The 23,354-nt window shown below is 72.5% G+C and carries 17 protein-coding genes and 3 pseudogenes; 10 read left to right on the top strand and 10 right to left on the bottom strand.

All coding sequences use genetic code 11. The features are described 5' to 3' along the window. Positions 1-340 precede the first annotated feature (340 nt). Entirely contained in the window at positions 341-1,969 is a 1,629-nt protein-coding gene (locus tag AB0M99_RS17295) for a carboxylesterase family protein (RefSeq protein WP_365921138.1), read from the top strand. A 96-nt stretch (positions 1,970-2,065) separates the two neighbouring features. Here the strand turns inward: AB0M99_RS17295 and AB0M99_RS17290 are convergent, their stop codons facing one another. The 3 genes from AB0M99_RS17290 to AB0M99_RS17280 are packed head-to-tail and all read right to left on the bottom strand — an operon-like array spanning position 2,066 to position 4,927. Continuing rightward, positions 2,066-3,121: a tartrate dehydrogenase gene (locus AB0M99_RS17290; RefSeq protein WP_365921136.1), complete on the bottom strand. Its 1,056-nt coding sequence runs from the start codon at positions 3,119-3,121 to the stop codon at positions 2,066-2,068. A 57-nt stretch (positions 3,122-3,178) separates the two neighbouring features. Further along, positions 3,179-4,075: a LysR family transcriptional regulator gene (locus tag AB0M99_RS17285; protein ID WP_365921134.1), complete on the bottom strand. Its 897-nt coding sequence runs from the start codon at positions 4,073-4,075 to the stop codon at positions 3,179-3,181. Between the two features lie 3 nt (positions 4,076-4,078). After that, positions 4,079-4,927 carry an MBL fold metallo-hydrolase gene (locus AB0M99_RS17280; RefSeq protein WP_365921132.1) on the bottom strand — a complete coding sequence of 283 codons (849 nt, stop codon included), beginning with the start codon at positions 4,925-4,927 and terminating at the stop codon, positions 4,079-4,081. A 298-nt stretch (positions 4,928-5,225) separates the two neighbouring features. Between AB0M99_RS17280 and AB0M99_RS17275 the strand changes: the two genes are divergently transcribed. From AB0M99_RS17275 to AB0M99_RS17260, 4 genes are all read left to right on the top strand, one after another. Then, complete coding sequence (locus AB0M99_RS17275; protein WP_365921130.1) at positions 5,226-5,681, top strand: helix-turn-helix transcriptional regulator; 456 nt, start codon at positions 5,226-5,228, stop codon at positions 5,679-5,681. 161 nt (positions 5,682-5,842) lie between these two features. Continuing rightward, complete coding sequence (locus tag AB0M99_RS17270) at positions 5,843-6,370, top strand: regulator component (RefSeq protein WP_365921128.1); 528 nt, start codon at positions 5,843-5,845, stop codon at positions 6,368-6,370. Further along, complete coding sequence (locus tag AB0M99_RS17265) at positions 6,367-7,563, top strand: MAB_1171c family putative transporter (protein WP_365921126.1); 1,197 nt, start codon at positions 6,367-6,369, stop codon at positions 7,561-7,563. The genes AB0M99_RS17270 and AB0M99_RS17265 overlap by 4 nt, the downstream gene beginning before the upstream one ends. Continuing rightward, complete coding sequence (locus AB0M99_RS17260) at positions 7,560-8,750, top strand: cytochrome P450 (RefSeq protein ID WP_365921124.1); 1,191 nt, start codon at positions 7,560-7,562, stop codon at positions 8,748-8,750. Before AB0M99_RS17265 ends, AB0M99_RS17260 begins: the two co-directional genes overlap by 4 nt. A gap of 25 nt (positions 8,751-8,775) precedes the next feature. Here AB0M99_RS17260 and AB0M99_RS17255 read toward each other — a convergent pair whose 3' ends face one another. The 4 genes from AB0M99_RS17255 to AB0M99_RS17240 form a co-directional block, all read right to left on the bottom strand. Beyond that, entirely contained in the window at positions 8,776-9,195 is a 420-nt protein-coding gene (locus tag AB0M99_RS17255; protein WP_365921123.1) for a TOBE domain-containing protein, read from the bottom strand. Then, positions 9,186-11,114, bottom strand: coding sequence for an Ig-like domain-containing protein (locus AB0M99_RS17250; RefSeq protein WP_365921121.1), 1,929 nt, complete (start codon positions 11,112-11,114; stop codon positions 9,186-9,188). The genes AB0M99_RS17255 and AB0M99_RS17250 overlap by 10 nt, the downstream gene beginning before the upstream one ends. A 53-nt stretch (positions 11,115-11,167) precedes the next feature. Then, entirely contained in the window at positions 11,168-12,256 is a 1,089-nt protein-coding gene (locus AB0M99_RS17245) for a hypothetical protein (protein WP_365921118.1), read from the bottom strand. A gap of 181 nt (positions 12,257-12,437) precedes the next feature. Further along, positions 12,438-12,827 (bottom strand): NPCBM/NEW2 domain-containing protein, encoded by a 390-nt coding sequence (locus tag AB0M99_RS17240; protein WP_365921116.1) that lies wholly within the window; start codon positions 12,825-12,827, stop codon positions 12,438-12,440. A gap of 201 nt (positions 12,828-13,028) precedes the next feature. On the opposite strand from AB0M99_RS17240, the pseudogene AB0M99_RS17235 reads away from it, so the two are divergent. Together AB0M99_RS17235 and AB0M99_RS17230 are read left to right on the top strand one after the other, a co-directional pair. Next, positions 13,029-13,354 (top strand): annotated as a pseudogene (locus AB0M99_RS17235) (L-arabinose isomerase); the annotation flags it as partial. A 179-nt stretch (positions 13,355-13,533) separates the two neighbouring features. Continuing rightward, a complete protein-coding gene (locus AB0M99_RS17230) occupies positions 13,534-15,972 on the top strand; it encodes a SpoIIE family protein phosphatase (protein WP_365921278.1) in 2,439 nt (812 codons plus the stop codon). 12 nt (positions 15,973-15,984) lie between these two features. Here AB0M99_RS17230 and AB0M99_RS17225 read toward each other — a convergent pair whose 3' ends face one another. From AB0M99_RS17225 to AB0M99_RS17215, 3 genes and pseudogenes are all read right to left on the bottom strand, one after another. After that, a complete protein-coding gene (locus AB0M99_RS17225) occupies positions 15,985-17,520 on the bottom strand; it encodes an RICIN domain-containing protein (protein WP_365921114.1) in 1,536 nt (511 codons plus the stop codon). A 42-nt stretch (positions 17,521-17,562) separates the two neighbouring features. Continuing rightward, positions 17,563-18,203, bottom strand: a pseudogene (locus AB0M99_RS17220) (RICIN domain-containing protein); the annotation flags it as partial. Beyond that, positions 18,199-18,405: pseudogene (locus AB0M99_RS17215) on the bottom strand (hypothetical protein); the annotation flags it as partial. The pseudogenes AB0M99_RS17215 and AB0M99_RS17220, both read right to left, overlap by 5 nt. A gap of 283 nt (positions 18,406-18,688) precedes the next feature. Here AB0M99_RS17215 and lanKC point away from each other — a divergent pair. The 3 genes from lanKC to AB0M99_RS17200 all read left to right on the top strand — a co-directional run bounded on the left by lanKC (position 18,689) and on the right by AB0M99_RS17200 (position 23,351). Continuing rightward, positions 18,689-21,310 (top strand): class III lanthionine synthetase LanKC, encoded by a 2,622-nt coding sequence (gene lanKC, locus AB0M99_RS17210; protein ID WP_365921112.1) that lies wholly within the window; start codon positions 18,689-18,691, stop codon positions 21,308-21,310. Positions 21,311-21,666: 356 nt separating this feature from the next. Further along, positions 21,667-21,882: a DUF6243 family protein gene (locus AB0M99_RS17205; RefSeq protein WP_365921110.1), complete on the top strand. Its 216-nt coding sequence runs from the start codon at positions 21,667-21,669 to the stop codon at positions 21,880-21,882. A 245-nt stretch (positions 21,883-22,127) separates the two neighbouring features. Beyond that, the gene (locus tag AB0M99_RS17200) at positions 22,128-23,351 is read left to right on the top strand and encodes an ATP-grasp domain-containing protein (RefSeq protein ID WP_365921108.1); all 1,224 of its coding nucleotides are present in this window, start codon (positions 22,128-22,130) and stop codon (positions 23,349-23,351) included. Positions 23,352-23,354 lie beyond the last annotated feature (3 nt).

Here is a 23,354-nt window from a genome sequence, read left to right as displayed (position 1 = left end):
GCGCTGGTCGGCCGGATGTTGCTGATGGGGCTCGCTGAGGGATCCCGGAGGAGGGTGCCGGGGCCAGGGGCCCGGCCGCCGTGCGCGTTTCGCCGCCGCCCGCACGGGCTCGAAGCGAGAGCCGCTGCCTGGCCGAGCACGCCGACCGCTCCGGGGGTTTCGGAAGTGACACGTGTCTATCGCGTATTGCCGACGCACGTCAAGAGTTCACGATATTGCCGATCCCCCATGCGCCGCACCCCTTGACCCCGGCCCGGAACATGGCGCAATACTGACGCCCGTCACAACGGCGCAATGCCAATTCGGCGACAGCTCTTGCCCAGGCAGGGAGTGAAGCAACATGACCGATGATCCATCGCGGCGCAACATCCTCAAGAACAGCGGGATGTTGGCCGGTGCCGCACTGCTCTCCGGTGTGGCGGGTGCGGGCACGGCACAGGCCGCCCCGCGCGCAACCGCGTCCTCACCCGTGGTGGAGGCGCCCGCGGGCCGGCTGCGCGGCAGCACGGAAGGGGGCCTCAACGTCTTCCAGGGCGTGCCCTACGCGGCGCCGCCCGTCGGCGCCCTTCGATGGCGGCCGGCCCAGCCCCATCCCGGCTGGGAGGGGACGCGCGATGCGACCGCCTTCGGGCCGAGCGCACCGCAGCCCTACCGGGAAGGGGGCGACCAGGTCCTCGGAACGCACGGCTCGCCTCCCTTCGACGAGGACTGCCTCACGCTCAACGTCTGGGCCCCGCAGACCGGCGGCGCCAAGCGGCCGGTGATGGTGTGGATCCACGGCGGCGGCTTCATCTCCGGATCCGGCTCGATGCCCAACTACTCCGGCGAGACCTTCGCACGCAGTGGCGACCTCGTCGTCGTGACCATCAACTACCGCCTGGGCCCGCTGGGTTACCTCTACTTCGGGGAGGACGGCGCCGGCGGGAACTTCTGGCTCACCGACCAGCTCGCCGCGCTGAACTGGGTACGGGAGAACATCGCCGCGTTCGGCGGCGACCCGGACAACATCACCGTTGCCGGACAGTCCGGCGGCGCCCTGTCGGTCGCGGCGCTGGCCGGCGCCCGGACCAAGGGCCGCCCACTGTTCCGGCGCGCGATCCTGCAGAGCCCGCCGCTCGGGCTGAAGATCCCCACCCGCGCCGAGTCCCTGCAGCGCACCGCGGCCTTCCTGGACATCGTCGGGGCCAAGGACGTGGCGGAGCTCCGGGCCGTGCCCTGGCCGCGCCTGATCGCCGCCACCTTCGAGATGTTCGGGCGCACCGCACAGTGGGGGTACTGGTCGACCCCGTTCCTGCCGGTGCTCGACGGGGTCACGCTGGACCGCAACCCCGCCGACCTGCTGCTCAGCGATGCCGGGGCGGACATCGAGGTCCTGATCGGCTGGACCAGGGAGGAGGCGAACTTCGCCTTCGCCCTCAGCGAGCCGTACGCCACGGCGACCAAGGAGCAGGTGCTCGCCAGAGCCCGGAACACCTTCGGAAGCCGGGCGGCCCAGGCTTACACCGCGTACGAGGAGGCCCGCCCGGGCGCCCGCCCGCTGGATGTGCTGATGGACCTGATCAGCGACGACCTGTTCCGCATGCCGTGCGTGGCGCTGGCCGAACGGCGGGCGGCGCGTGGGCGTCCCGTCTGGGCGTACCAGTTCAACCTCCCGACGCCCGCGCACAACGGCCAACTCGCCGCCGCGCACTGCCTGGAGCTGCCCTTCGTGTTCAACAACTTCGACAAGTGGTCGCAGGCGCCCTTCCTCACCGGGCTGGGCCCCAGGGTCCGGGACGGTCTCGCCGCGACCATGCACGCGTCCTGGATCTCCTTCGTCCGCACCGGCGACCCGAACCACCACCCCATGCCGCAGTGGGATCGGTACGGCCGGGACTCGCGCACGACGATGACCCTCGACTCGGTCACCACCGCCACCGAGGACGTCGCCGGCTACTGGCGCCGCCTGCACCATCCGGCGGTGCCGTAGCCGCCCCCGCCGCCCTGCGGCGAACAGTCCTGCGGCGGACACACCATGCCTCCAGGTCCCGCGCCGGGTGCGCACCGCGGGACCTGGAGGGGGCCGTCAGAGGTGCTGAAGGACGGCGGAGGTGAATTCGGCGGTGGAGGCGGAGCCTCCGAGGTCGCGCGTGCGTACCGGGGTGGTGGCCAGGACGCGGGCGATGGCCCCGTTGATGTCGGCCGCGGCCCCGGGGTGCCCGAGGTGGTCGAGCATCATGGCGGCGGACCAGATCGCGCCGATGGGATTGGCGAGGCCCTGCCCCGCGATGTCGGGGGCCGATCCGTGGACCGGCTCGAACATGGACGGGTGCTCGCCCGACGGGTCGAGGTTGGCGGACGGAGCGATGCCGATGCCGCCGGCCACCGCCGCCGCCAGGTCGCTGAGGATGTCCCCGAGGAGGTTGGACGCGACGACGACGTCGAAGCGTGCGGGGTCGAGGACGAACTTGGCGGCCAGGGCGTCGATGTGCTCCTGGTTCCACTCGACCGCGGGGTGCTCGGCGGAGCGCTCGGCGACGAGCTCGTCCCAGAACGGCATGGTGTGCACGATGCCGTTGGACTTGGTCGCCGACGTGAGTACGCCGCCGCGCCGTTCGGCGAGGCGGAACGCGAAGTCGAGGACCCTGGTGACCCCCGCCCGTGTGAACACGGCTTGCTGCACGGCCATTTCGTCCGGGCCCCCGCGGTTCATCCGGCCGCCGATCTCGCTGTACTCGCCCTCGGTGTTCTCCCGGACGACCACGAAGTCCACTGCGCCGGGCCCGGCGCCCCGTACGGGGCTGGGAAGACCGTCGAACACACGGATCGGGCGGAGGTTGACGTACTGGCCGAAGGCCCGGCGGATCGGGATGAGCAGACCCCACAGCGAGACGTGGTCCGGCACACCCGGGCAGCCGACGGCGCCGAGCAGGATCGCGTCGTGCCGGCGGAGCTGCTCCAGTCCGTCCTCGGGCATCATCGAGCCGTGGCGGAGGTAGCGCTCGCAGGACCAGTCGAACCGCTCGTAGGTGAAGGTGATGCCGTGGCGCTTCCCGACGGTGTCGAGGACCTCGCATGCCGCCGGGAGGACTTCGGTGCCGATGCCGTCACCGGGGATGAGGGCGATGCTGTGGTTCGTCATGGTTCGCATTCCAGCAATCGGGGGCGGTCCGGGTCCAACACCCATCCCCGATGTGACTCATAGGCGGACCCTATGGGTCGGTGGGACGGCGAGTTCCAGGAAGGCGCGGGCGGCCGGCGTCAGCCGCGCCTTGCGGCTCACCAGGACGTCGTGCTGGACACAGGCCGGCTCCAGATCGAGGACGAGGGCTCCCGCCCGCTCGGACAGGTCGGCCCAGGACTCCGTCACCACCGCCAGTCCGACACCCCCGAGCACCAGGGGGAGGAAGGCCACGCGGTGTTCGGTCTCCACCGCGATGCGGACGTCGATCCCCTGCGCCTTCAGGTCGTCGACGTAGGCGCGGATCCCGGTCCCCCGCTGCCCGACGATCAGCCGGTGTCCTTCGAGCTGTTCGCGCCGGACCGGCCGGCCGGCCGGGAACGGGCCGGTCGGCGGGGTGACCAGGACGAGCCGGTGATCCCCGACATGGTGCGGGACGACGTCCGCGTTCGGCAGCGGCAACGAGGTGGTGGCCAGCAACCCGAGTTCGCAGCCTCCCGTGCGCACCATCTCGACCACGTCCTCGCGGGTGAGGGCCACCCGCAGGCTGAGCGACACGGCCGGATGGCGTTCGCTGAAGCGCTGGATCATGCCGCTGAGGGGGTCGATCGCGGGTGAGGGCATCGAGGTGATCTCCAGGCGCCCGGCGCGCAGTTCCCGCACGGCGCCGACCCCGGCCCTGGCGAGCTCCAGGGCGCGCAGGGCTTCGCGTGCCGGTGGCACCAGTGCGGTGCCGGCCTCGGTGAGGACCACCTTCCTGCCCACCCGGTGGAACAGGCTGCTGTCCAGTTCGCGCTCCAGGACCTGGATGGCCTGCGACAGGGACGGCTGGGACACGTAGAGTGCCGCGGCCGCGCGGCTGAAGCCGCCGTGGTCCACGATGGCGAGGAAGTACGTCAGCTGGCGGAAGTCCACGGTTCAGCGCGGGCCGTCCGCGACGAACCGCACGCTCCCGTCGCCGCCGCGCCGGAGCAGGCCGGCCGTGGGGGCGGGGAAGTGGGTGCCGATCACGAGCGTTCCCCTATCGGCGTACCGGTCGACGAATGCCCGCCGGGTGGCTGCGGCCTGCGCCGCGTCGGTGTCGGCGAGGCCGGCCACGTCCGGTTCGATGAACTGCAGCGGGTGGTGCACGAGGTCACCGGTGATGACGGCGCGTTCCCCGCCGGATTCGACCACGACCGCGACCTGGCCCGGGGTGTGCCCGGGGGCGGCTTCCAGGCGTACTCCGTCGCACACCCGGTGGTCGGTTCCGACGAAGTCCACGAGACCCGCATCGATGAGGGGCTGCATCGTGTCGGGGAGGTTGGTCTCCGCCTCGTCCGCCCAGTGGTCCCATTCGACGCGCGTGACGAGGTGACGTGCACGGGGGAAGGTGGGCACCCACTTCCCTTCCACCAGGTGCGTGTTCCATCCGATGTGGTCGAAGTGGAGGTGGGTGCACACCACGGTGTCGATCGATTCCGGCGGGTGGCCGAGGGCGGTGAGGTCGTCGAGCCACGTGGTGTCCAGCATCTGCAGGAAGGGCACTGATGCCCGGGCGTTGCCCACGCACGTGTCCACGAGGATCCTGCGCGTACCGGTGTCCACGAGCAGCCCGTGCACCGAGAGCACGAAGGTGCCGTCCGGCCTGCTGTAGCCAGGACCGGGCCACGGGTACTTCTTCAGGAGCGCGGTGTCGTCCGTCCGCAGGACCCCCGCGAGCGGCACGGCGATTTCCGCCTCCAGCACCTTGTGGATCACCGTCGTACCAATGCGCCACGTCGCCATACGAACCTCCGCTCAACGGTGGATCGAATAATATTGACGTTCGCCATAAATACGCAATACCCCGAGGCGGCACAGTACGGCGGGCCGTCGGCCGAGCTCACCCCCGTGAAGCTCGACCCCGACCCGGCCGGCGCCGCCGCCACCCCCCCCTCGACACTCCAGTGGCGGCGAAGCATTGGTAACGTACACCAGAGTGACTGTCCGGCGTCAACCAAAGTGTTGCCGGTGCCGGCCCGAAGGGCCTCGAGCAACACTGTGGTGGGCAAAGGCTCGGCATCACGCCAAGGAGGCCGTGTACGTGGAGGATGACCAGTCGCCCACCTTCGCCCAACTCCTGGACCACCTCTTCCGGGAGGTGCACCCCCCTTCCCGTGGGCCCTACACCTACGCCGAGGTCGCCGAGGGGATCCGCAAGGCCGCGACCGGAGAGGGGCGCGGGGTGACCGCGAGCGCCATCCAGCAACTGCGCACCGGCGCCAAGCGGAACCCGACGCGGCACACCATCAAGGCGCTGGCCGACTTCTTCGGCGTACCGGCGGGTTACTTCGTCGACAGCGCGGCGGCCGAACGCACCAGGGCCGAGATCGACCTCCTCGCCGCCATGCGCGACCAGGACGTCCGCAAGGTGGCCCTGCGCGCCAACGGCCTGAGCGTCGACAGCCTGAAGATGCTGTCCACCGTGATCGAACAGGCCCGGAAACTCGAAGGACTCACCACCGAGGACGCCGCCCAGGACCTGAACCTGGACGACTGAACGGCGCGGCGGGCGGCGGCGCTCTCACGCTCCCCACCCCCGGCTGCGCAACGAAGTCGTGATCATGTCAGCATGGGGGCGCGCGGCGCGCCCACCGGGCTTCCCGGGGAGAGGTTCGCACCGGCCGACCACCCCCCGACCGGCGTCACCAGAGTGAGGACATGGACCTTGAGCAGCTTCGCGCCAGGTGTGAGGCGCGCATCGAGGCACTTCGACTCCCGCACCGCTTCAGCACCCGCGACCTGCGCGACGCCGTGGCCGAACAACGCGGACGCCCCATCGTCCTGCGCCCGCTGAGCACCCTGGGCGCTACGGACGCCCCGTGCGGCATCCGTCTGGAGACCCCGGACGCCGACCTGTTGTTCTACGAGGAGGCCACCTCCGCCCTCCACCAGAACCACATCCTCGCCCACGAGATCAGCCACATCATCTGCGACCACCCCGGCAGCCTGGAGCTGGACCGGGACGCCCTGCACGCGATCGGGTTCAACCCCACCCTCGTCCAGCGCATGTCCGGCCGGACCAGCTACACCAGCGAGGACGAACGCGAGGCCGAGGTGATGGCCAGCGTGATCCGACAACTCATGTACCGGGGACGCGAAAGCCCGTCGACCCGGCCCGCCAGCGGCGCCGAGAGCTGGGACGCGCTGTTCGCCGAGCCACACAGGAAGAAGCGCCACCGGAAATGATCAACATCCTCTTCACGGGCACGGCCCTCGTGCTGCTGTGCTTCGCCGCCTACTGGGTGCGAGGACGCGGCGGACACCGCCCCACGGGCACCTGGGCGATGGCGGCGCTGCTGACCTCGTTCGCCCTCGCCTTCGCCTCCTACGCCCCCGCCGTCGAGCGCGCGGTCGAATCGGTGGTCCCCCACGTCGCCCGGCTCCTCAGCAACACCTTCACCCTGACGGCGGCCACCTCGGTCCTCGCCTTCCTCTTCCAGCTCAACCTCGACCGCGAACGGGCCCAGCGGCAGATCCGACTGCGCGTCATCGCCCTCGCGATCTCCGTCGCGGGCATGAGCGCCTTCTTCGCCGCCGAACAACTCACCGGACGAAACCCGGCGTTGTACGCGTGCTACGTGCTCATCTACATCTCCTACCTCGGGTACACGGCCAAGGACTTCCTGCTGCAGACCTGGGCCCAGTCCAAGCGCTCGACCCGCCGCAGTCAGCGCTGGGGCCTGCGCACGACCTCGGTCGGGTGTGGCTTCGCCCTCGTCTACGCCGCGTACAAGCTCTTCGCCCTGGTCTCCATCGGCCTCGGTCTGGGCCTCGTGCCCGACCACGCCCGCTGCTCGACGCCGCTGACCCCCTTCCGCTGCACGTTCAGCGTGACCGCGCCCGCCGTCGCCGTGCTCCTCATCACCGTCGGGCTCACCCTCCCCGCCCTGCTGTGGCCGCTCAGCCAACTGCGCCGCCGCCGCTGGGAACGGAACTCGTTCGCCGCGCTGGAACCCCTGTGGCGGGAGGTCACCTCGGCGGTCCCCGAGGTCGTGCTCGACCCGGGCAGCACCGAAGCCGAAGCCGACGCCCACGACCTCGACTTCCACCTCCACCGCCGGGTCATCGAGATCAACGACTGCGTGCTGGCCCTGCGCCGGTACCGCCAGGCGTCGGTACGGGACGCCGCGGCGGCCGAGGTCGCCCGCCGGGGCGCGGCCGACACCCCCGAGGGCGACGCGGAGGTGGAGGCGGCGGTCATCTCCGCGGCCGTCGACGCCAAGCGCACCGGCCTCCTCCCCGACGGCGAGGAGGCCCCGCCCGCCGCGGGCACCCGCTCCCGCAAGGGCGACCTCCCGGCGGAGACCGCCTGGCTGCTGCTCGTGGCGGACGCCTACGCGCGCCGCCCGGCGCCCGAGACCGCGGGCGCGGCCTCGTGACCGCCCCGCGCCAGGACCCCCTGCGCGACCCGCGCTTCTTCGCGGACCCGTACCCCACCTACGACCGGCTGCGCGAGGGCTGCCCCGTCCGACAGATCCCCACCGGCTCCGGCGGCCATCACGCGTACCTGATCACCGGCCACCCCGAGGCCCGCGAGGCGTTCACCGACCCCCGCCTGTCCAAGGACACGGCCCGCTTCTTCGCCGGCCGGCCCTCGAACCGCGACCTGCACCCGGCGGTCTCCCGCAACATGCTGGCGAGCGACCCTCCCGCGCACACCCGCCACCGGCGGGTGGCGACGCCCCTGTTCACCACCGGCCGCGTCCGCGCGCTGCGCCCGTACATCACCCGGGTCGTGGACGACCTCATGGCCGCGTGGCGACCGGACACGGACATCGATCTGGTGGCGGATCTGGCGGTACCCCTGCCGGTCACCGTCGTCTGCGAGCTGCTGGGCGTGCCGGAATCCGACCGCGTCACGCTCGCCGGCTGGTCCCACGACCTCTTCGACGCGACCGGCTCCGACCGCATCGACGCCGCGTCGCACCGCATCGGCGACCACCTCACCCGCCTCGTCGACACGGCCCGCAGCGCCCCCGGTGACGGCCCGCTCCACTCCCTCGTACGCGACTGCGAGGAGGGCGGCCTCGACCGGGACGAGACCGTCTCCCTGGCCGCCCTCCTCCTGGTCGCGGGGCACGAGACCACCACCCACTTCATCGGCAACGCCGTCCTGGCCCTGCTCCGGAACCCGGAGGCCTTCGACCGCCTGCGCCGGGACCCGGACCTGATCCCCGGCGCCCTCGACGAACTTCTCCGCTTCGACTCCCCGGTGAGCGTGGCCACCTTCCGCCACAGCACGCAGGACCTGAGCATCGGCGGGATCGACATCCCGGCGGGCTACCCGGTCCTCATCGCCCCCGGAGCCGCGAACCGCGACCCGGCGGCCTTCCCGGACCCGAACCACCTGGACCTGGACCGCGACGCCGGAGGCCACCTCTCCTTCGGCCACGGCATCCACCGCTGCCCGGGCGCCCCCCTGGCCCGGGCCGAGGCGGAGATCGCCCTCCGCGCCCTGGTGACCCGCTTCCCGAACATGCGCCTGGCCACCCCCGCGGAGTCCCTGACCTGGCGCCGGACCCGCCTCACCCGCGGCCTGGCCGCCCTGCCCCTCACCCTCGCCTGACGTGCGAAGCACCCGGGCGGGCTGATCAGGCTGCGGCGAGGGAGATCTCGGTCGACTTGATCAGGGCGACGACCGGGGTGCCGGCGGTCAGACCGAGCGCGTCGACGGCGTCCTTCGTGATGGCGGCGGTCAGTTCACCGCCCTCGACTGAGACCTTGACCGAGCCCATCGCGCCACCGGTCGACACGCCGGTGACCGTGCCCTCGATCTGGTTGCGGATGGAGATGCCCTCCAGGGGGGCGGTGGCGAGCGCGACCTCCGTGGACTTCACGAGCGCCTTCACCGCGGAGCCCGCCGCGAGGGCGAGCTCCTTGACGGCGTCGGCGGTGATCGCGGCGGTGATGTCCTGACCGCCCGCCAGGCGGACCTTCACGGTCGCCATGGCCTCGCCCGTGGTGACGGCCGTGACCGTGCCGGGGAACTGGTTGCGGATGCTCAGGCCCATGGGGGACGCCTCACAAGTCGTTCGGAGCGGCAGCGCCTTCCGAGGGCTGCACCGTCCCCGACGCTACTGAAGCGGTACGCGCCTCTGCCCAGGCGCGTCACGTTCGCCGCCCGCAGTACCCCTTTCAGGTCAATGCGCCGACCGGTTTGCCGCACTGCGGCCCGCCCCGGCGGCAGGGAGCAGGGCCTCGGCCCCGGCCCCCCACGGCCGCCGTTCACGTCGGCTGCCCCGCCCCGATCAGCGGCACTGGCCGGACGGCGGACCGTCCACGGTGACGTCGAGCAGCTCCGGCGCGGGAGAGTTGCCCGTGCACCGCAGCGGCCCGGTGACGGTGGTGCCGGACAGTGCGGTGCCGCCCGCGTTGGACTCCAGGGTGACCGGCCCGGTGACCGAACCGCCAGGGTGACCGGGCCGGTGCTGCCGTGCACGGCGAGCGGGCCGGTGATCCGTACCGCGCACAGGGACAGGGCGCGTGCCCCGTCCGCGGAGACCCGCCCGGTGATCCCGGCGGCCGAGGCCGCCAGGGCGCCGCCGGGCTCGATCCGGACCGGGCCGGTCTGCCTGGCACCGGCTCCCAGGCACAGCGACTCGCCGGCGGCCACCGTCAGCGGGCCCTCAAGGGTTCCGGTGAGGCAAGGACGGCTGAACCCGACGGTGAGCGGGACGGGTTCGGGGCTGCCGCTCGGGGCGTGCAGCGGACCGCCCTCGTAGCGGGCGGTGATCGAGTGGCTTCCGGGCCTCAGGACCTGGGTCCGCAGCACCGCCCGGCCGTCCGTCAGGGGCACGGTGCCGAGCGGGGTGTCGCCGTCGAGGAGGACGACGCTGCCCGTCGGGGCGCCGCCGGCCGGGGAGGTGACCTGGGCGGTGAGGGTGGCGGAGTGCCCGTACAGGGGGGTGGTGGTGTCCGCGGTGAGGGTGAGGGTGGTGTCGTACCGCCAGGAGATGGCGGCGCGACCGTTGCCCCGGTTGATGCCGGCGATCAGGCTGACTCCGGTGGCGAGGGGTGTGGCGTAACCGCTTCCCCCGCCGCCGCCGGCGCCCGGCAGGTTGTCGGGATTACCGCCGCCGGACCCCCCGCCACCGCCGAAGTAGCCGCCTCCGCCACCGCCTCCGCCGTTGCCGCCGCGGCCGCCGTTGCCACCGGCGCCGCCGCTGCCCGGGTTGGGCAGGCCGGTGTTGGGGTCGGTGTCGCCGCCGGGGATGCCGGGGCCGCCCAGTTTGGAGTTGGGGCTGCCGGTGCCGTGCGCGGTCCGGGTCGCGCCACCGCCGGCGATTCCGGAGCCCTGGGGTCCGTCGGCCTGGCCGCCGGGTGCGCCGGAGCCTCCGCCGCCGTGGCCGCCGTGCAGGGCGGGGCCGCCGTTGCCGGCCCCGCCTCCGCCGCCGGCGACCAGCACGCGCTCGGTGGTCCCGTTCGCGTTCGCGCCGACGCTCAGGTCGGAGGCTCCGCCGCCCGAACCGCCGCCGCCGTGGGCGCCGCCTCCGCCCGCCCCGTGACCGTGACCGCCGGGGCGTGCGTACTCGCCGCGCCGGGAGCTGCCGGAACTGCCGGCGGCGCCCACGGTGAGCTGGAGGACCTGGCCGGGGGTGACGGCCAGGGTGGCGCGGGTGTGGCCGCCGAGGCCTCCGGGGGCCCCGGTCTCGGGCGGGTTGGGGGTGACGTATCCCGCGGCGCTGCCGCCCTCGGCGCCGAACAGGTCCACGGTCAAGGAGCTGACTCCGGCCGGGACGGTGAAGGTGTCGGTGCCGGGTGCGGTCCAACTGCATCCGGCGCCGGGGTCGGCGCTGCGGATGCCCGCCGTGCCGCAGGCGGGCTCGGCCGCGGTGGCGGCTGCGGGAGGCGGGAAGAGCGCGGCGCTCAGGAGCACCGCGGCGCCGGCCAGGACCACAGCGGGGGTCCGCGCAGGTCTCAATGCATTCATGTGTCGGTTCTTCTGCCGTGTCCGGAAGGATGGGGTGCGGGTGCCGTGCGGGATCAGATGCCGTCGTCGGCGCAGAGCGCCCAGCCGTCGGTGTAGGTGTTCGGGGAGCTGCCGCCGCCGGTGTGGGCGTCGGCGGTCCAGTACGCGGCCGTGGTGGTTCCGTCGCCGACCGGGCTGCCGCCGGAGGTGCTGGGGTAGCTGCCGTTGAGGTGGTCGCCGACGGAGCCGGGACCGGTGAAGTTGGTGGTGGTGAGGCTGCCCCCGCTGATCGCGGCGCCGCCGCTGACCAGTGTGCCGTCGCCCTCACCGCAGCCGACGGTGGCCGTCTGCCCGGTCGTGGCGGCGGTGGGACCGCTGACCGAGGTGTGCCGGACGGTGACCGTGGCCCCGCTGACGTCGATGTCGTCGCCACTGCAGATGGCGTAGGCGTAGGTGGTGTTGTTGCTGTTGCCTCCGCCGCCGTTCCAGCCGACGGCGGTCCAGGAGTCGGGGTTCGTCTCGCCGTTGGCGGCGGCCTTCTGGCCGAAGCCGTGGCCGGAGTCGTTGAAGGTGGGGAAGCTTGCGATCGGCTTGAGGCTGCCGACGCTCGCGGGGGTGATGCGGGCGCCGCCGCCGAGCAGGCGGGTGTTCGCGGGACAGGAGGCGGTGACGAGGCCGACGGTGCCGCTGGTGGTGGGTCCGGCCAGCTTGTTCATCACCACTTGGGTGTGGTCGACGAGGCTGCTGTTGAAGCACATGGCGTACGGGGTGCTGGAGAAGGAGGCGTTGACCGCTCCCCCGCTCCCGCCGATGCCCAGCCAGTGGGTGACGTCGGTGCCGACGACCCCGGTGGAGCCGAGGTACTCGGTACTGCCGTTGGGGCTGGGCACCGTGCCGTTGACCTTGTTGCCGTTGGAGGAGCTGCCGGTGCCGATGGTCTGGCTGATGCCGCCGCCGGAGACCAGGCCGCTGGAGCAGGCGGCGTCGGTGGTGATCTCGGCGAACGTGGAGGCGGGGCCGGCCGTGGCTCCGGGGGTGCGGACGGTGACGCCGACGGAATTGGCGTACGCGGCGAAGGGCACGGCCACGGCCAGAGCGGCACCCGCCACGAGGGCGAGTGCCCGCCCCCGGCGGCTGGAGCGTTGGCGCAGGTCAGGGTTCATGGGATCCATCTCCTCGGATCTCCGCAGGATGGCGCCCAGTGCGGTGGGCGGCAGCTGCGTACCGTAGCAGTGGATCGGAGCCGCATCTATGGGGTGTTTACACAGTGAGACCTTGCATATGCGATCCCGTAGAACGGGGCCCGGGGCGCCCGGCTCAGAGCACGGTGACGCGGGCGAGGGCTCAGGAGGTGTGGTCGAGGGCCGAATTGGCGTTGGCGTCCTCGACGACCAGGTGCAGCAGCTTCACCCCGCGCACGTCGAGGTCCACCTGCACGGGGCCGCCCGCGCCGGTCAGCTCGGCGCTGGTGAACAGCACCTTCCCGTCGCCCCGCACCGAGGCCTTCGTCGCGCCCGTGGCGGCCTGGTTCGTCGAGAAGTCGTCGATGCCGACGAGCGCGGTGAAGCGGTCCGCCCTACCGCCGAGGTGGTAGACGATCTCGGAGGGCGCGTGGACGCCCAGGCCCTTGGCGTACGTCACACCGCCGAACGAGATCGGCGCGCCGTCCCCGGCCGCCTTACGCCCGTTGGACCGGTCGCGCTCCACCGGACCCCAGCCGTTGGCGGCCGACACCCACTCCAGATCGCTCAGATAGGCGTCGTCGGCCGGCGCCGTGGGGACCCGCTCCGTGGCGGAGTAGCGCAGCGGCCCGGTCGGGGACTCCGCGGTGCCGTGGCCCGTCGCGGTGGTCGCCCGGACCTGCCAGCCTGTGGGGGCGCGCAGCGCCAGGAGTGCACGGGTCCAGGGCTTGGCCGACCCGTTGCCCAGGGTCGCGGTGACCGTGAAGGCGTTGCCCGGTACGGCCGGACCCTAAATCTGCGCGCGGACATCGACCGTACGGCCGTCGCCGGGCCGAGACCGAGGTGACCGCCCTGGTCAAGGAGTACGAGGACCTGTACGACCTGGCGCCGGAACTGCGACCGGGAGGCGAGCGGCACGACTCGCTGCGCTACGCCGCCCGCATCGAAGCCGGCCTGCGCACCTTCCTCGAAACGGGCGGCTTCGGGGCCTTCACCACCAACTTCGAGGACCTCGGCGGACTGCGCCAGCTGCCCGGCCTCGCGGTCCAGCGGCTCATGGCCCAGGGGTACGGCTTCGGCAGGCGTACTACCGGCTGGCGCAGGGACTGTGACCCGCGGATCCCGCGACTCGGCGCCCACCATACGATACGCAGCGTAACCGGAGCGCGCACCGGACGGAGCGCACCTAGGCTGGAATCAGCCGCCGGAATCTGGCCCTGGCGAGCACCGCTTTCCGGACGGAGGCGTGGCGCGTGGAGATGGCTGCCGAGCAGGATGCCCCGACTGCCGCGTTCGTGGTCGACCCGGACGGCATGGTGAGCGGCTGGAGCGAGGGCGGGCGGTTGCTGTTGGGATGGACGGGAGAGGAGACCGTGGGGCGGCCGGTGACCGACCTGTTCGTCGATCCCCCACCACCCGGCTTCCCCGAGGGCTACGGCGCCGTCCCCGACCCCACGGGGTCCGTCCCCCTGCGCCACCGGGACGGTTCCACGGTGGACGCCGTGGTGGCCGCTCAGCCGCTGTTCGGCGCCGGCGGGCGGGCACTGGGCCACGTGATGACCGTCCAGCCCTGGGGGCGCCGCCCGGTGATCGCCGACCGGGCCTTCGAGCAGTGCCCCTTCGCTCTGGGCGTCTACGACCCCGAGCTGCGGTTCCTGTGGATCAACGCCTCCTCGGGCCGGGTGATAGCGCACTCCGAGGAGCAGGTGCTCGGTAAGAAGTACCGCGAGGTGCTCCCCGAATCCGACCGCTCGCTGTTTCCCGAGAGGGACGACAAGCCCTACACCGACCAGCTCTCCGAAGTGGCGAGGACGGGCAGGCCCGCGCGGCTCATCACCGTGTTCCGCCCGCTCGGCAGCAACTACGCCAACGCCTGGGCCACCAGCATCTGGCCCGTCCGGGATGCCGAGGGCAGGGTCCGCGCGGTCGCCAACTGGGGGTTCGACATGAGCGCCGAGTACTGGGCCCGGCAGCGCCTGCTCATCCTCAACGAGGCCAGCGGCGGCATCGGCCGGACACTCGACGTGATCGGCACCGCCCAGGAGCTGGCCACGACCCCGGTGCCGGGATTCACCGACCTCGTCACCGTGGACCTCTTCGACGAGGTGCTGCGCGGGGAGGAGCCGCCCTCCGTGTCCGGGTTCACCCCCGGCGAGACCATCGTCCTCAGCCGTGCCGCCCAGCACAGTGCGAAGGGGGACACCGACCTGGCTCCCGGCCCGACCACGCCGGTCAGCCACCCTCCCGATTCCGTCGCCGCCCGCTGCATGGCCACCGGCAGGTCCACGGTCGAGCTCGCCGCCGATCCGGGCCAGGGCGGCGAATGGGCCTTCGGGCCCGGGCTCGCCGCCGATCCGGCCCACTGGCCACCGGGCAACCCGGTGATCGACGGGTCCATCGCCGCGGACGGACTGACCGGCCGTATCACCGTGCCGCTCCGGGCGCGCGGCGCGCTGCTCGGCGTCGTGTCCTTCTCCCGCCGCGACCGGCCCGAGGCCTTCACCGCCGACGACCTGGTCCTCGCCGAGGAGCTGACCGCCAAGGCTGCGGTTGCCGTCGACAACGCCCGCCGGTACTCGCGCGAGCGCACGACCGCGCTGACCCTGCAACGCAGCCTGCTGCCGCAGGGGCTGCCGACCCACGAGGCCGTCGAGGTGGCAACGCGCTACCTGCCAGGCGGGACCGGAGCGGAAGTGGGCGGTGACTGGTTCGACGTCGTTCCGCTGTCCGGCGCCCGGGTCGCCCTCGTCGTCGGTGATGTCGTGGGCCACGGCCTGCACGCCTCGGCCAGCATGGGCCGGCTGCGCACGGCGGTCCGTACCCTCGCGGACATCGACCTGCCGCCGGACGAGCTGCTGGCGCACCTGGACGACCTGATCATCCACCTCTCCAGCGATCTTCAGCACGCCGGCGACTTCGAACCGGTCGGCGAGTTCGGGGCGACCTGCCTGTACGCGGTCTACGACCCGGTCTCCCGCCGCTTCACGGTGGCGAGCGCAGGCCATCCGCTACCGCTGGTCATCTCCCCCGACGGCACCAGGACCCCGGTGGCCACGCAGCCCGGACCGCCGCTCGGCATCGGCGGGCTGCCCTTCGAGGCCACCGAGCTGGAGGTGCCCGAGGGCAGCCTGCTCGCCCTCTACACCAACGGACTGCTGGGAGGCCGCGAGCGCGACGCCGACCAGGGGGCCGCCGAACTGCAACGGGTCCTGGGCCACTCGGCCACCTCGCTGGAGGCCCTGTGCGACACGATCATGGACGCCATGCTCCCCGAACGCCGCACCGACGACGCCGCCCTGCTGCTCGCCCGCACCCGTGCGATGGACCCCCAGCACGTCGCCGACTGGAACGTCGAGCCCGACTTCGCCCAGGTGCCGAACGCCAGGAAGTTCGCCGTCGACCAGGTGGAGGCCTGGGGCCTGGAGGAGGCGTCGTTCGTCACCGAGCTGGTCGTCAGCGAGCTGGTCACCAACGCCATCAGGTACGGCGAGCCGCCGATCAGGCTGCGGCTGATCCGCGACACCTCGCTGATCTGCGAGGTGTCCGACGCGAGCAACACCGCTCCGCACCTGCGCCGGGCCCGCGACTTCGACGAGGGCGGCCGGGGCCTGTTGCTGGTCGCCCAGCTCACCCAGGGGTGGGGCACCCGGCACACCGCCGACGGCAAGGCGATCTGGTGCGCCCAGGCCCTTCCCTAGTACCGCGAGCCGTCACCAGCCCATCGGCAGACCGGCGATGAACGAGGTGAGCCGGTCGGCGATGAGCCGGTCGTCATGGGCCGAGTAGTGCCAGTTGCAGCCGAGGAAGTCCAGGCCCGAGTCGTCGAGGAACCAGTAGCGGACCCCGCCGTCGCCGGCGTCGTTGCGTGCTTTGACCACCTGCTGGACGTGGCCGGCGTACGGGCCGGCGCCGACTGCCACGATGGTCGTCCCGGCCCCGAAGCGCGTGCGCAGCTGCTGGAGGAAGTCGCCGTAGGCGCTGCGGTAGCCGGCTGCGAGGCTGTCGGGCGTCCACGGCTCCCCGGGGTTGACGGGGGTCGAGAAGTCGTTGGTGCCGAGGTTGACCACCACGAGCTGAGGGCGCCAGGTGCCCGGGTTCTGCCAGACGTCGCCGGACACCTTCAACAGGGCGCGGTCGTAGAAGGTCCGGTACGTGACGTCCGGCGAGCCTCCGTTGTTGTTGCGGACCATTCCGAGGCCCGAATAGCCGTTGAGCTGGTAGTCGGCGTTCAGTTGCCGGGCGGTGAGGGCGCCGTAACTCACGTCGGAGTTGGTGGTCCGCGCGACCTGGTCACTGGTGCAGGTGCGGGAGGTCGAGAGGTTGCCGTAGCCCACCGTGAGGGAGTCACCGATGAACTCGATCTGACGACTGCGGGCCGTCGGTCTGGCCAGTACGGCGCCGCCGGGCGCGGCCAGGAAGCCGCCGAAGCTACTGGTGTCCCCCGGGCTGTCGTTGCGCTTGACGAGCCGGACGGTGTGCTCGCGGTCCTGCAGCCCGTTGATCCAGTGCGTGGTGTCGCCGGGCGTGACCAGCGTGGCTACGGTGGCTCCGTCGACCTGGACCTCGTAGTCGGCGGCGGAGTCGTGGAGCACGATGCCCACGCCGGTGCCCCTGACGCGGCCCTCGAAGTACACGCCGGGCCAGCTGTACTGCACCGTGTTCCCGGCGTCCTTGACCCGACCCGCGGTGTGCACCTGCTCCGCCACTCCCGATACGCGGGCGAGTTGCCACTGCTGGTTGGCTCCGCCCCGGTCGGTGTACTGCACGACCTTGGCACCGTCCGCGGTGGAAGCGTTCTGGACCTCGACGGCCTTGCCACTGTTGCGGTTGATCAACCGCACGTACCCGTCCGAGGAGTCCGCCAGCCGGAACTGCTGATTGACACCACCCCCATCACTCCACTGCACGACATCCGCATGGTCGGACGTGGAAAAGCCGTAGACGTCCAGCACCTTGCCCGAGTGCTGCGCCCTCAACCGGTAGAACCCACCACCCGAATCCACGAACTGGAACCGCTGATTGGCCCCGTCATGACGCCCCCACTGCGACACGGCCGCCCCATCAGCCGCACTCCCACCCGACACATCCAGCGCCTTGCCACTCCCGCGATTGACCAGCACGTACCACGCACCCGTGTCCACGGAGGCCGCCTGCGCCGCCGCCCCGCAGGCGCCGAGCGCGCTCAGGAGCCCCGCCATCAATGTGGTCACCACGAGGAGCACCATCGGCTTGCCATGTCTCTGCATTCGTTTCCCTTTTAGTGACGGGGCATCGCTCCGGCTGCTCGGCTACAGCGCGGTGAACGTCCACAGTAGGTTGGTGCTGCTGCCGTAGGTCCACTGCTTGGCAGTGGAGCCCGAGTCGACGTCGCCGCCTCCGTCGAGGACCAGGCCGGTGGTGCGGTTGGCGATCGAATAGCGCTCGCCGCCGCGGTGGGTGACGGTCCACTGCTGGTTGGTGCCGCCGTTCCACGCGGCCTGCCTAGCGGCGGAGCCGTTTGCGGTGGCGCCCCAGCCGTCGGCGACCATGCCGTTCGTGCGGTTGACCTGCCGGCGAAGTCCAGCTTCAGGACATAGGCGCCCGCGATGTACGGCGCCGAGGACGGCAGGGTGACGGTGAGGCCGGAGGCGTTCCGGGTCGGCGCGGGCAGGTCGATGTAGGTGCCGGCGGTGGAGCCGAGGAGTTTCACCGAGGTCGGCGACGAGAGGTCGATCCGGTCCGAGCCGAGCGTCTTGATCGTCAGCGAGCTGCCGGGCCGGCCCAGGACGGTGGCGTACAGGACGTTGTCGGCCTTGTTGCGGGTGAACCGGATGTCCTGCGCCGTGCCGGCGTGCGGGGTGGTGAACGAGCCGCCGCCCATCTTCGTCGGGCCCTCGCCGTACGCCGTCCAGGCGCGGGTCGCGTACACCGACTCCCCGAAGCGCTTCAGCGCTCGAGTCGCCCGCTATGCCCAGCACCTTGCCGCTGCGCACCGAGACCAGCCTGTAGTAGGCACCGCCGTCGACCGTCGCGGCCTGGGAGTCATCGAGTACGAACACGAAGTACGAGACTGCGCCGAGGGGCGCACCGAGCAGCACGGCGGTTGCGCTCCAGCGACGGCGGTGACGGCCGCGGCGCCCGCCGTTGGGGGGTTGTTTCGGATCCGGACACCGGAACTGGCCACCGGATCCACTCCCTTGTGGTCACTGGGCCTCCAAAGGTTGCCCCGGGCCGGGAACTTCTTCAGGTCACCCCGTCGTGGGGTCGGTGCGGCACGCTCCGGCCGCCCCACTCCCCCGCCACCGCCGACGAGCCCGGCGCACCACCACCGCTCGACCGCCGGCAGTGAACCTTCAAGAGCGTCGGGATGCCTGCCGGACCCGGCGTCGGGCACGGCCGTTGTGGCCGCCCACCACCACCCTGCGAGGAGGTTCCGTGCTCGAAGGCTTCGGCGAGGCGCTCGCGGACCGGGAGTACTACCTGCCGCTGACCGGCGTGGCCGACCCCGGGCCGCGCTTCGCTCCCGGCGAGGTACCGCCGGGCCTGCGCGGCGCCGCCCAGGGCATCTGGACGGCCTGGGGCACTGCGCGGCCCGGGCTCGCCGAGCAGGGCTGGAAGATCCACGTGTCGGCGCGGCTGGACCGGGCGCAGCACGTGCTCGACACGGTCGCCGGGATCTGCTTCTCCGAAGGCGTGCCGTTCAAGCACCTGAGCTCCCGGCTCTTCTTCCTCTTCCTCCACCACAAACACGCCGGGCGGGCCCAGGCGGGCAAGTTCTGCGCGGTCTACCCGCCGGACACGGCGACCGCCCGCCGGCTGCTGGAACGCCTGCACGAGGCGCTCGACGGGGAGGAAGGACCGTACGTCCTCACCGACCGGCGCTTCCGCGACTCGCGGACGGTCCACTACCGCTACGGCTCCTTCGGCGCCCGCAGCCGGCTGCGGCCCGACGGCACCCGGGAGGGGCTGGTCCGCGACGGCTCCGGCCGCGAGGTCGTGGACCTGCGGCTGCCCGCCTTCCACCTGCCCGCGGGGATCACGGACCCCTTCGTCGAGCAGGAGGAGCAGCCGCACGCGGGCCCGATCCTGATCCGCGACTACGAGGTGACCCGCGCGGTGCGCCTGAGCAACGCCGGCGGAACGTACCAGGCCCGCGACCGGCGGACCGGCCGCACCGTCTTCCTCAAGGAGGCCCGCGCCCACAACGGCCTGGTCTTCGACGGGACCGACGCGCAGCAGCGGCTGCGGCACGAGCACCGCGTACTGCGCGAACTGCACGCGGCCGCCCCCGGGGTGGGCCCGGAGCCGCTGGACCACTTCACGGAGTGGGAGCACGACTTCCTCGTCACCGAGTACGTCGCCGGGCAGCCGCTGGTGGGCTGGCTGAGCCGCTCCTCCCCCCTGGCCCGTGCCGACCGCACCGCCGAGTCCCTGGCCGCGTACTACGGGGCCTGCCGGCACCTGCTGGCCGCGGTGGACGCCTCGCTGGAGCGGCTGCACTCCGCCGGCTACCGGTTCGGTGACCTCAGCCTGGGCAATGTCATGGTCACGCCGTCGGGCGGGGTCCGGCTGGTGGACTTCGAGGCGGCCTCGGCGCTGTCCGCGGCACCCTCCGGGATGGGCACCCCGGGGTTCACGCCGCCGCCCGGCCTGCTCCGGGCCGACACCGATCCGCTGCTGCAGGACCGGTACGGCGCGTCGGCGGTCGCGCTCGCCTTCCTGGCGCCGTTCAACGAGACCGCCGAACACGCTCCCGCCAACCTCGCACTGCTGCGCCGCGACCTGGCGGACGTGGCTCCGCCGCAGGACCTGTGGCTGCGGGCCACCGCCTTCCACCCGGCGGGGGGCCGGGCGCAGGACCGGGACGGCGCCGACCGCCTGCCCTCCCCCGCCGGGCTGGACGCCGACCCGCGCGGCTGCCTCACCCGGCTGGCCGAGGAGGTGACGGCGGGGCTGCTGGAGATGGCTGACGCCGGCCGGCCGGACTGGGCCTTCCCGCCCTCGCCCGAGGCGTTCCGCACCAACAACGTGTGCCTGGCCTACGGCACGGCCGGGGTGGTGCACGCCCTGCACCGCGCCGGGGCCGCGGTGCCGGAGGAGATCCGCGAGCGGCTGCGCCGCGACACGCTGGCGCAGCGGGACGCGCTGCCCCCCGGACTGCTCGTCGGCTCGGCCGGCATCGCCCCGGTCATGGCCGGCCTCGGCCTGCTGGACGAGGCCGTCGACCTGCTCCGGGACGCCGACGGACACCCGCTCACCGCCTCCTGCGGCACGCTGGCCGGCGGGCGGGCCGGGGTCGGCCTGGGCTGGCTCGCCCTGCACCGGCTGACCGGGGAGAGCAGCCACCTGGAGCGGGCCGCCGCGGCCGGGGAGGGCCTGCTGCGCACCCCCGACCTGCCCGCCACCCTCGGCGAGCACGACGCCCGCGGCCTGCTGCACGGCCGCTCGGGGCTCGCCCTCTTCCTCCACCGCCTGGCCCGCGACACCGGCGAGGCCCGCTACCTGGAGGCGGGCCGCCTGCTGCTCCACCAGGAGCTGGACCGGACCTTCCCGCTGGACGACGGCTCCCTGTCCATCTCCGACCACGCGCGGCTGACCCGCGCCATGCCGTACCTGGCCACGGGCGCGGCCGGGGTCGCGACGGCACTCACCCGCTACGTGGCCACCGCGCCGGACGAACGCTGCGCCGCGGCGCTGCCGAGGCTGGTCGCCGGCATCCGGGTCTCCTGCGCCACGAAGGAGGCGGGCCTGTACCGGGGGCTGGCCGGACTGACCTGGTTCCTGACCGGGCACGCCGAGCTCACCGGCACGGACGCCGCCCGCAGCGACGCCGTGCGCGCCGCAACCGGCCTGCTGAAGTACGCCGTCCCGTACCGCCGCGGTGTCCGCTTCCTCGGGGCGGGCTCGCAGCGGTTCACCGCCGACCTGTCCAGTGGCGGGGCCGGTGTCCTGCTGGCCCTCCACCGCCTGCTGGCCGGCCCGCTGCTCGCGGAGCCCCACGACGCGCACCCCCGGATCCCGGCAGCCGCCGGACGGCACCGGGCGGGCGTCACATGAACCCCTGGGCAGGGCAGCGAGCCGCTCCGTGCCCAGGTGTGCAGTTACCGACCGACACGACCCCGAGACCAAAGGGAGAGCACCCATGAGCCGGATCCTCGCGCTCCAGGCACTGGACACCGAGCCGGAGGCCGATTCCTACTTCCCCTGCTTCAGCGTCGCCTGGAGCATCAGCGACATCTTCCCCGACCCGATGTAACCAGCCGCCCCCGGCGCGGGCCGGGACCGGTGGCCCCGCCACCGCTCCCGGCCCGGCAGGCCGAGCCCGCCGATGCCGGGTGGCGACGGGGTTGGCATGCGGGGCCGAGGGAAGCGGGTACCGTCTTTATCCCTGCACATCACTACCCGGAGTACCCGTGACCGACAGCAAGAACATCAACAACCCGGTGGGCCAGGGCGGCGGCCAGCGCAAGAAACTGTCCCGCGCCGAACGCCAGAACAACGGCCCGCACCGCAACCTCGACCGCCGGGGTGCAGCCGACCAGAAGGCCGAGCTGGTGCGCAAGATGCGCGAGAAGACCCGTGCCCCCAAGGCCACCGGCCAGACGGACGAAGACACCGCGCAGAGCTGACGCACTCGCCGCTGAAAACCTTCGCAAAGGGACCTGAACAGGCCTGATGGGGGCTCTCGTTCCGGAGAATATGCGGCTCCGGTTCGCTCCCACAGATATTTCTGCGGTGATCCATTGACCGGAGCGAGGCGCCCGGATAGAAAGATCGTGACCAGGATCGCGATCACGAGTCCGGTCCGTAGAGCTCTGCCCCGGGGGATTTCGCTTTGCCGCACTCAGATGCACTTCATCCTGCCCGCGTCCTCGTGGTCGAACCCGCCTCCTCCGGGGGCGCCACCCTGATCGGCGTCGCGGCCGAGATGGGGCTGCGGGTCGTCGTCGCCACCGCCGACGCCGGCGACCGCCGGCTCTCCGACGCCGTGCGCGCGGCGGCCGACTCGGTGCTGACGGTGGAGACCAACGACCAGGCCGCCCTCGAAGCGGCCGCGCTCGAACTGCACCGGACCGAGCCGTTCGAGGCGGTGCTGCCGGGCTCCGACATCTATGTGACGGCGACCGCGCGCGTCGCCGCGGCACTGGACCTGCCCGGCCTGCCCGTGGCGACCGTCGACCGGGTCCGGGACAAGAGCGTCATGCGGGCCGCCGTGGCGGAGGCCGGGCTGCGCACGCCGCGCTTCGCCCAGGCGACGACCGACGCCGAACTGCGCGCCGCGGCCGAACAGGTCGGCTTCCCCTGCGTGCTGAAGCCGGTCGCCTGCTCCGGCAGCATCCACGTCAGCCGCGCCGACGACCTCGGCCAGCTCACCGCCGCGTTCCAGCGGCTCGTGACCGACCCGGAGCCCGACATGGGCAAGCTGCACGAGCACCGGGTGCTCGTCGAAGAGTACGTCCAGGGCCCCGAGTTCAGCGCCGACGGCTACGTCCTGGAGAGCGGCGAGATCACCGTCGTCGCCCTCAGCCGCACGCTGCTCGGCCCCGAGCCCGACTTCGTGGAGCTGGGCCACCTCACCCCGGCCCTCGTCGACGACGCCACCCTGAAGAGCGTCGAGGCGTACGTCGGCGACGTCGTCCGCGCCGTCGGCATCACCAGCGGCCCCTTCCACTGCGAACTGCGCCTGGCCGCCGACGGTCCGGTGCTCATCGAGATCGGCGCCCGGCTGCCGGGTGACCGGATCGTGGAACTGCTGCGGCTCGTGACCGGCGTCAGCCTGCCCAAGGTGGCCGTCGCCACCGCGCTCGGGGTCGGCCTGGAGGCGGTCGGCGCCTTCGCACGGCCGCAGGCCGAGAGTGCCGGCATCCGCTTCTTCTCCGCCGCGGGCCGCTCCTCGTACCGGGAGCTCTCCGGATGGACGGAGCTGGAGGCGCTGCCTGAAGTCACCGAGAGCGCCGTGTACTTCGCGCCGGGCGAGACCATCCCGGGCGTCGAGGACTGCCGCTCGCGCCTCGGCCACGCCCTGTTCACCGCCGATTCGCCGCAGGGCGCCCTCGACCGCTGGCAGACACTCGGCGACCTCGTCGTCCCGGCCTGACCC

The sequence above is a fragment of the Streptomyces sp. NPDC051183 genome, from assembly GCF_040682455.1.
GTDB lineage: Bacteria > Actinomycetota > Actinomycetes > Streptomycetales > Streptomycetaceae > Streptomyces.
This window is presented reverse-complemented; position numbering and strand designations above follow the sequence as displayed.

Excerpts from the sequence above, each read along its gene's own strand:
- AB0M99_RS17295 (WP_365921138.1), top strand. The coding sequence starts at position 341 with ATGACCGATGATCCATCGCGGCGCAACATCCTCAAGAACAGCGGGATG.
- AB0M99_RS17290 (WP_365921136.1), bottom strand. The coding sequence starts at position 3,121 with ATGACGAACCACAGCATCGCCCTCATCCCCGGTGACGGCATCGGCACC.
- AB0M99_RS17280 (WP_365921132.1), bottom strand. The coding sequence starts at position 4,927 with ATGGCGACGTGGCGCATTGGTACGACGGTGATCCACAAGGTGCTGGAG.
- AB0M99_RS17270 (WP_365921128.1), top strand. The coding sequence starts at position 5,843 with ATGGACCTTGAGCAGCTTCGCGCCAGGTGTGAGGCGCGCATCGAGGCA.
- AB0M99_RS17265 (WP_365921126.1), top strand. The coding sequence starts at position 6,367 with ATGATCAACATCCTCTTCACGGGCACGGCCCTCGTGCTGCTGTGCTTC.
- AB0M99_RS17255 (WP_365921123.1), bottom strand. The coding sequence starts at position 9,195 with ATGGGCCTGAGCATCCGCAACCAGTTCCCCGGCACGGTCACGGCCGTC.
- AB0M99_RS17250 (WP_365921121.1), bottom strand. The coding sequence starts at position 11,114 with ATGAATGCATTGAGACCTGCGCGGACCCCCGCTGTGGTCCTGGCCGGC.
- AB0M99_RS17245 (WP_365921118.1), bottom strand. The coding sequence starts at position 12,256 with ATGAACCCTGACCTGCGCCAACGCTCCAGCCGCCGGGGGCGGGCACTC.
- AB0M99_RS17230 (WP_365921278.1), top strand. The coding sequence starts at position 13,534 with ATGGCTGCCGAGCAGGATGCCCCGACTGCCGCGTTCGTGGTCGACCCG.
- AB0M99_RS17225 (WP_365921114.1), bottom strand. The coding sequence starts at position 17,520 with ATGCAGAGACATGGCAAGCCGATGGTGCTCCTCGTGGTGACCACATTG.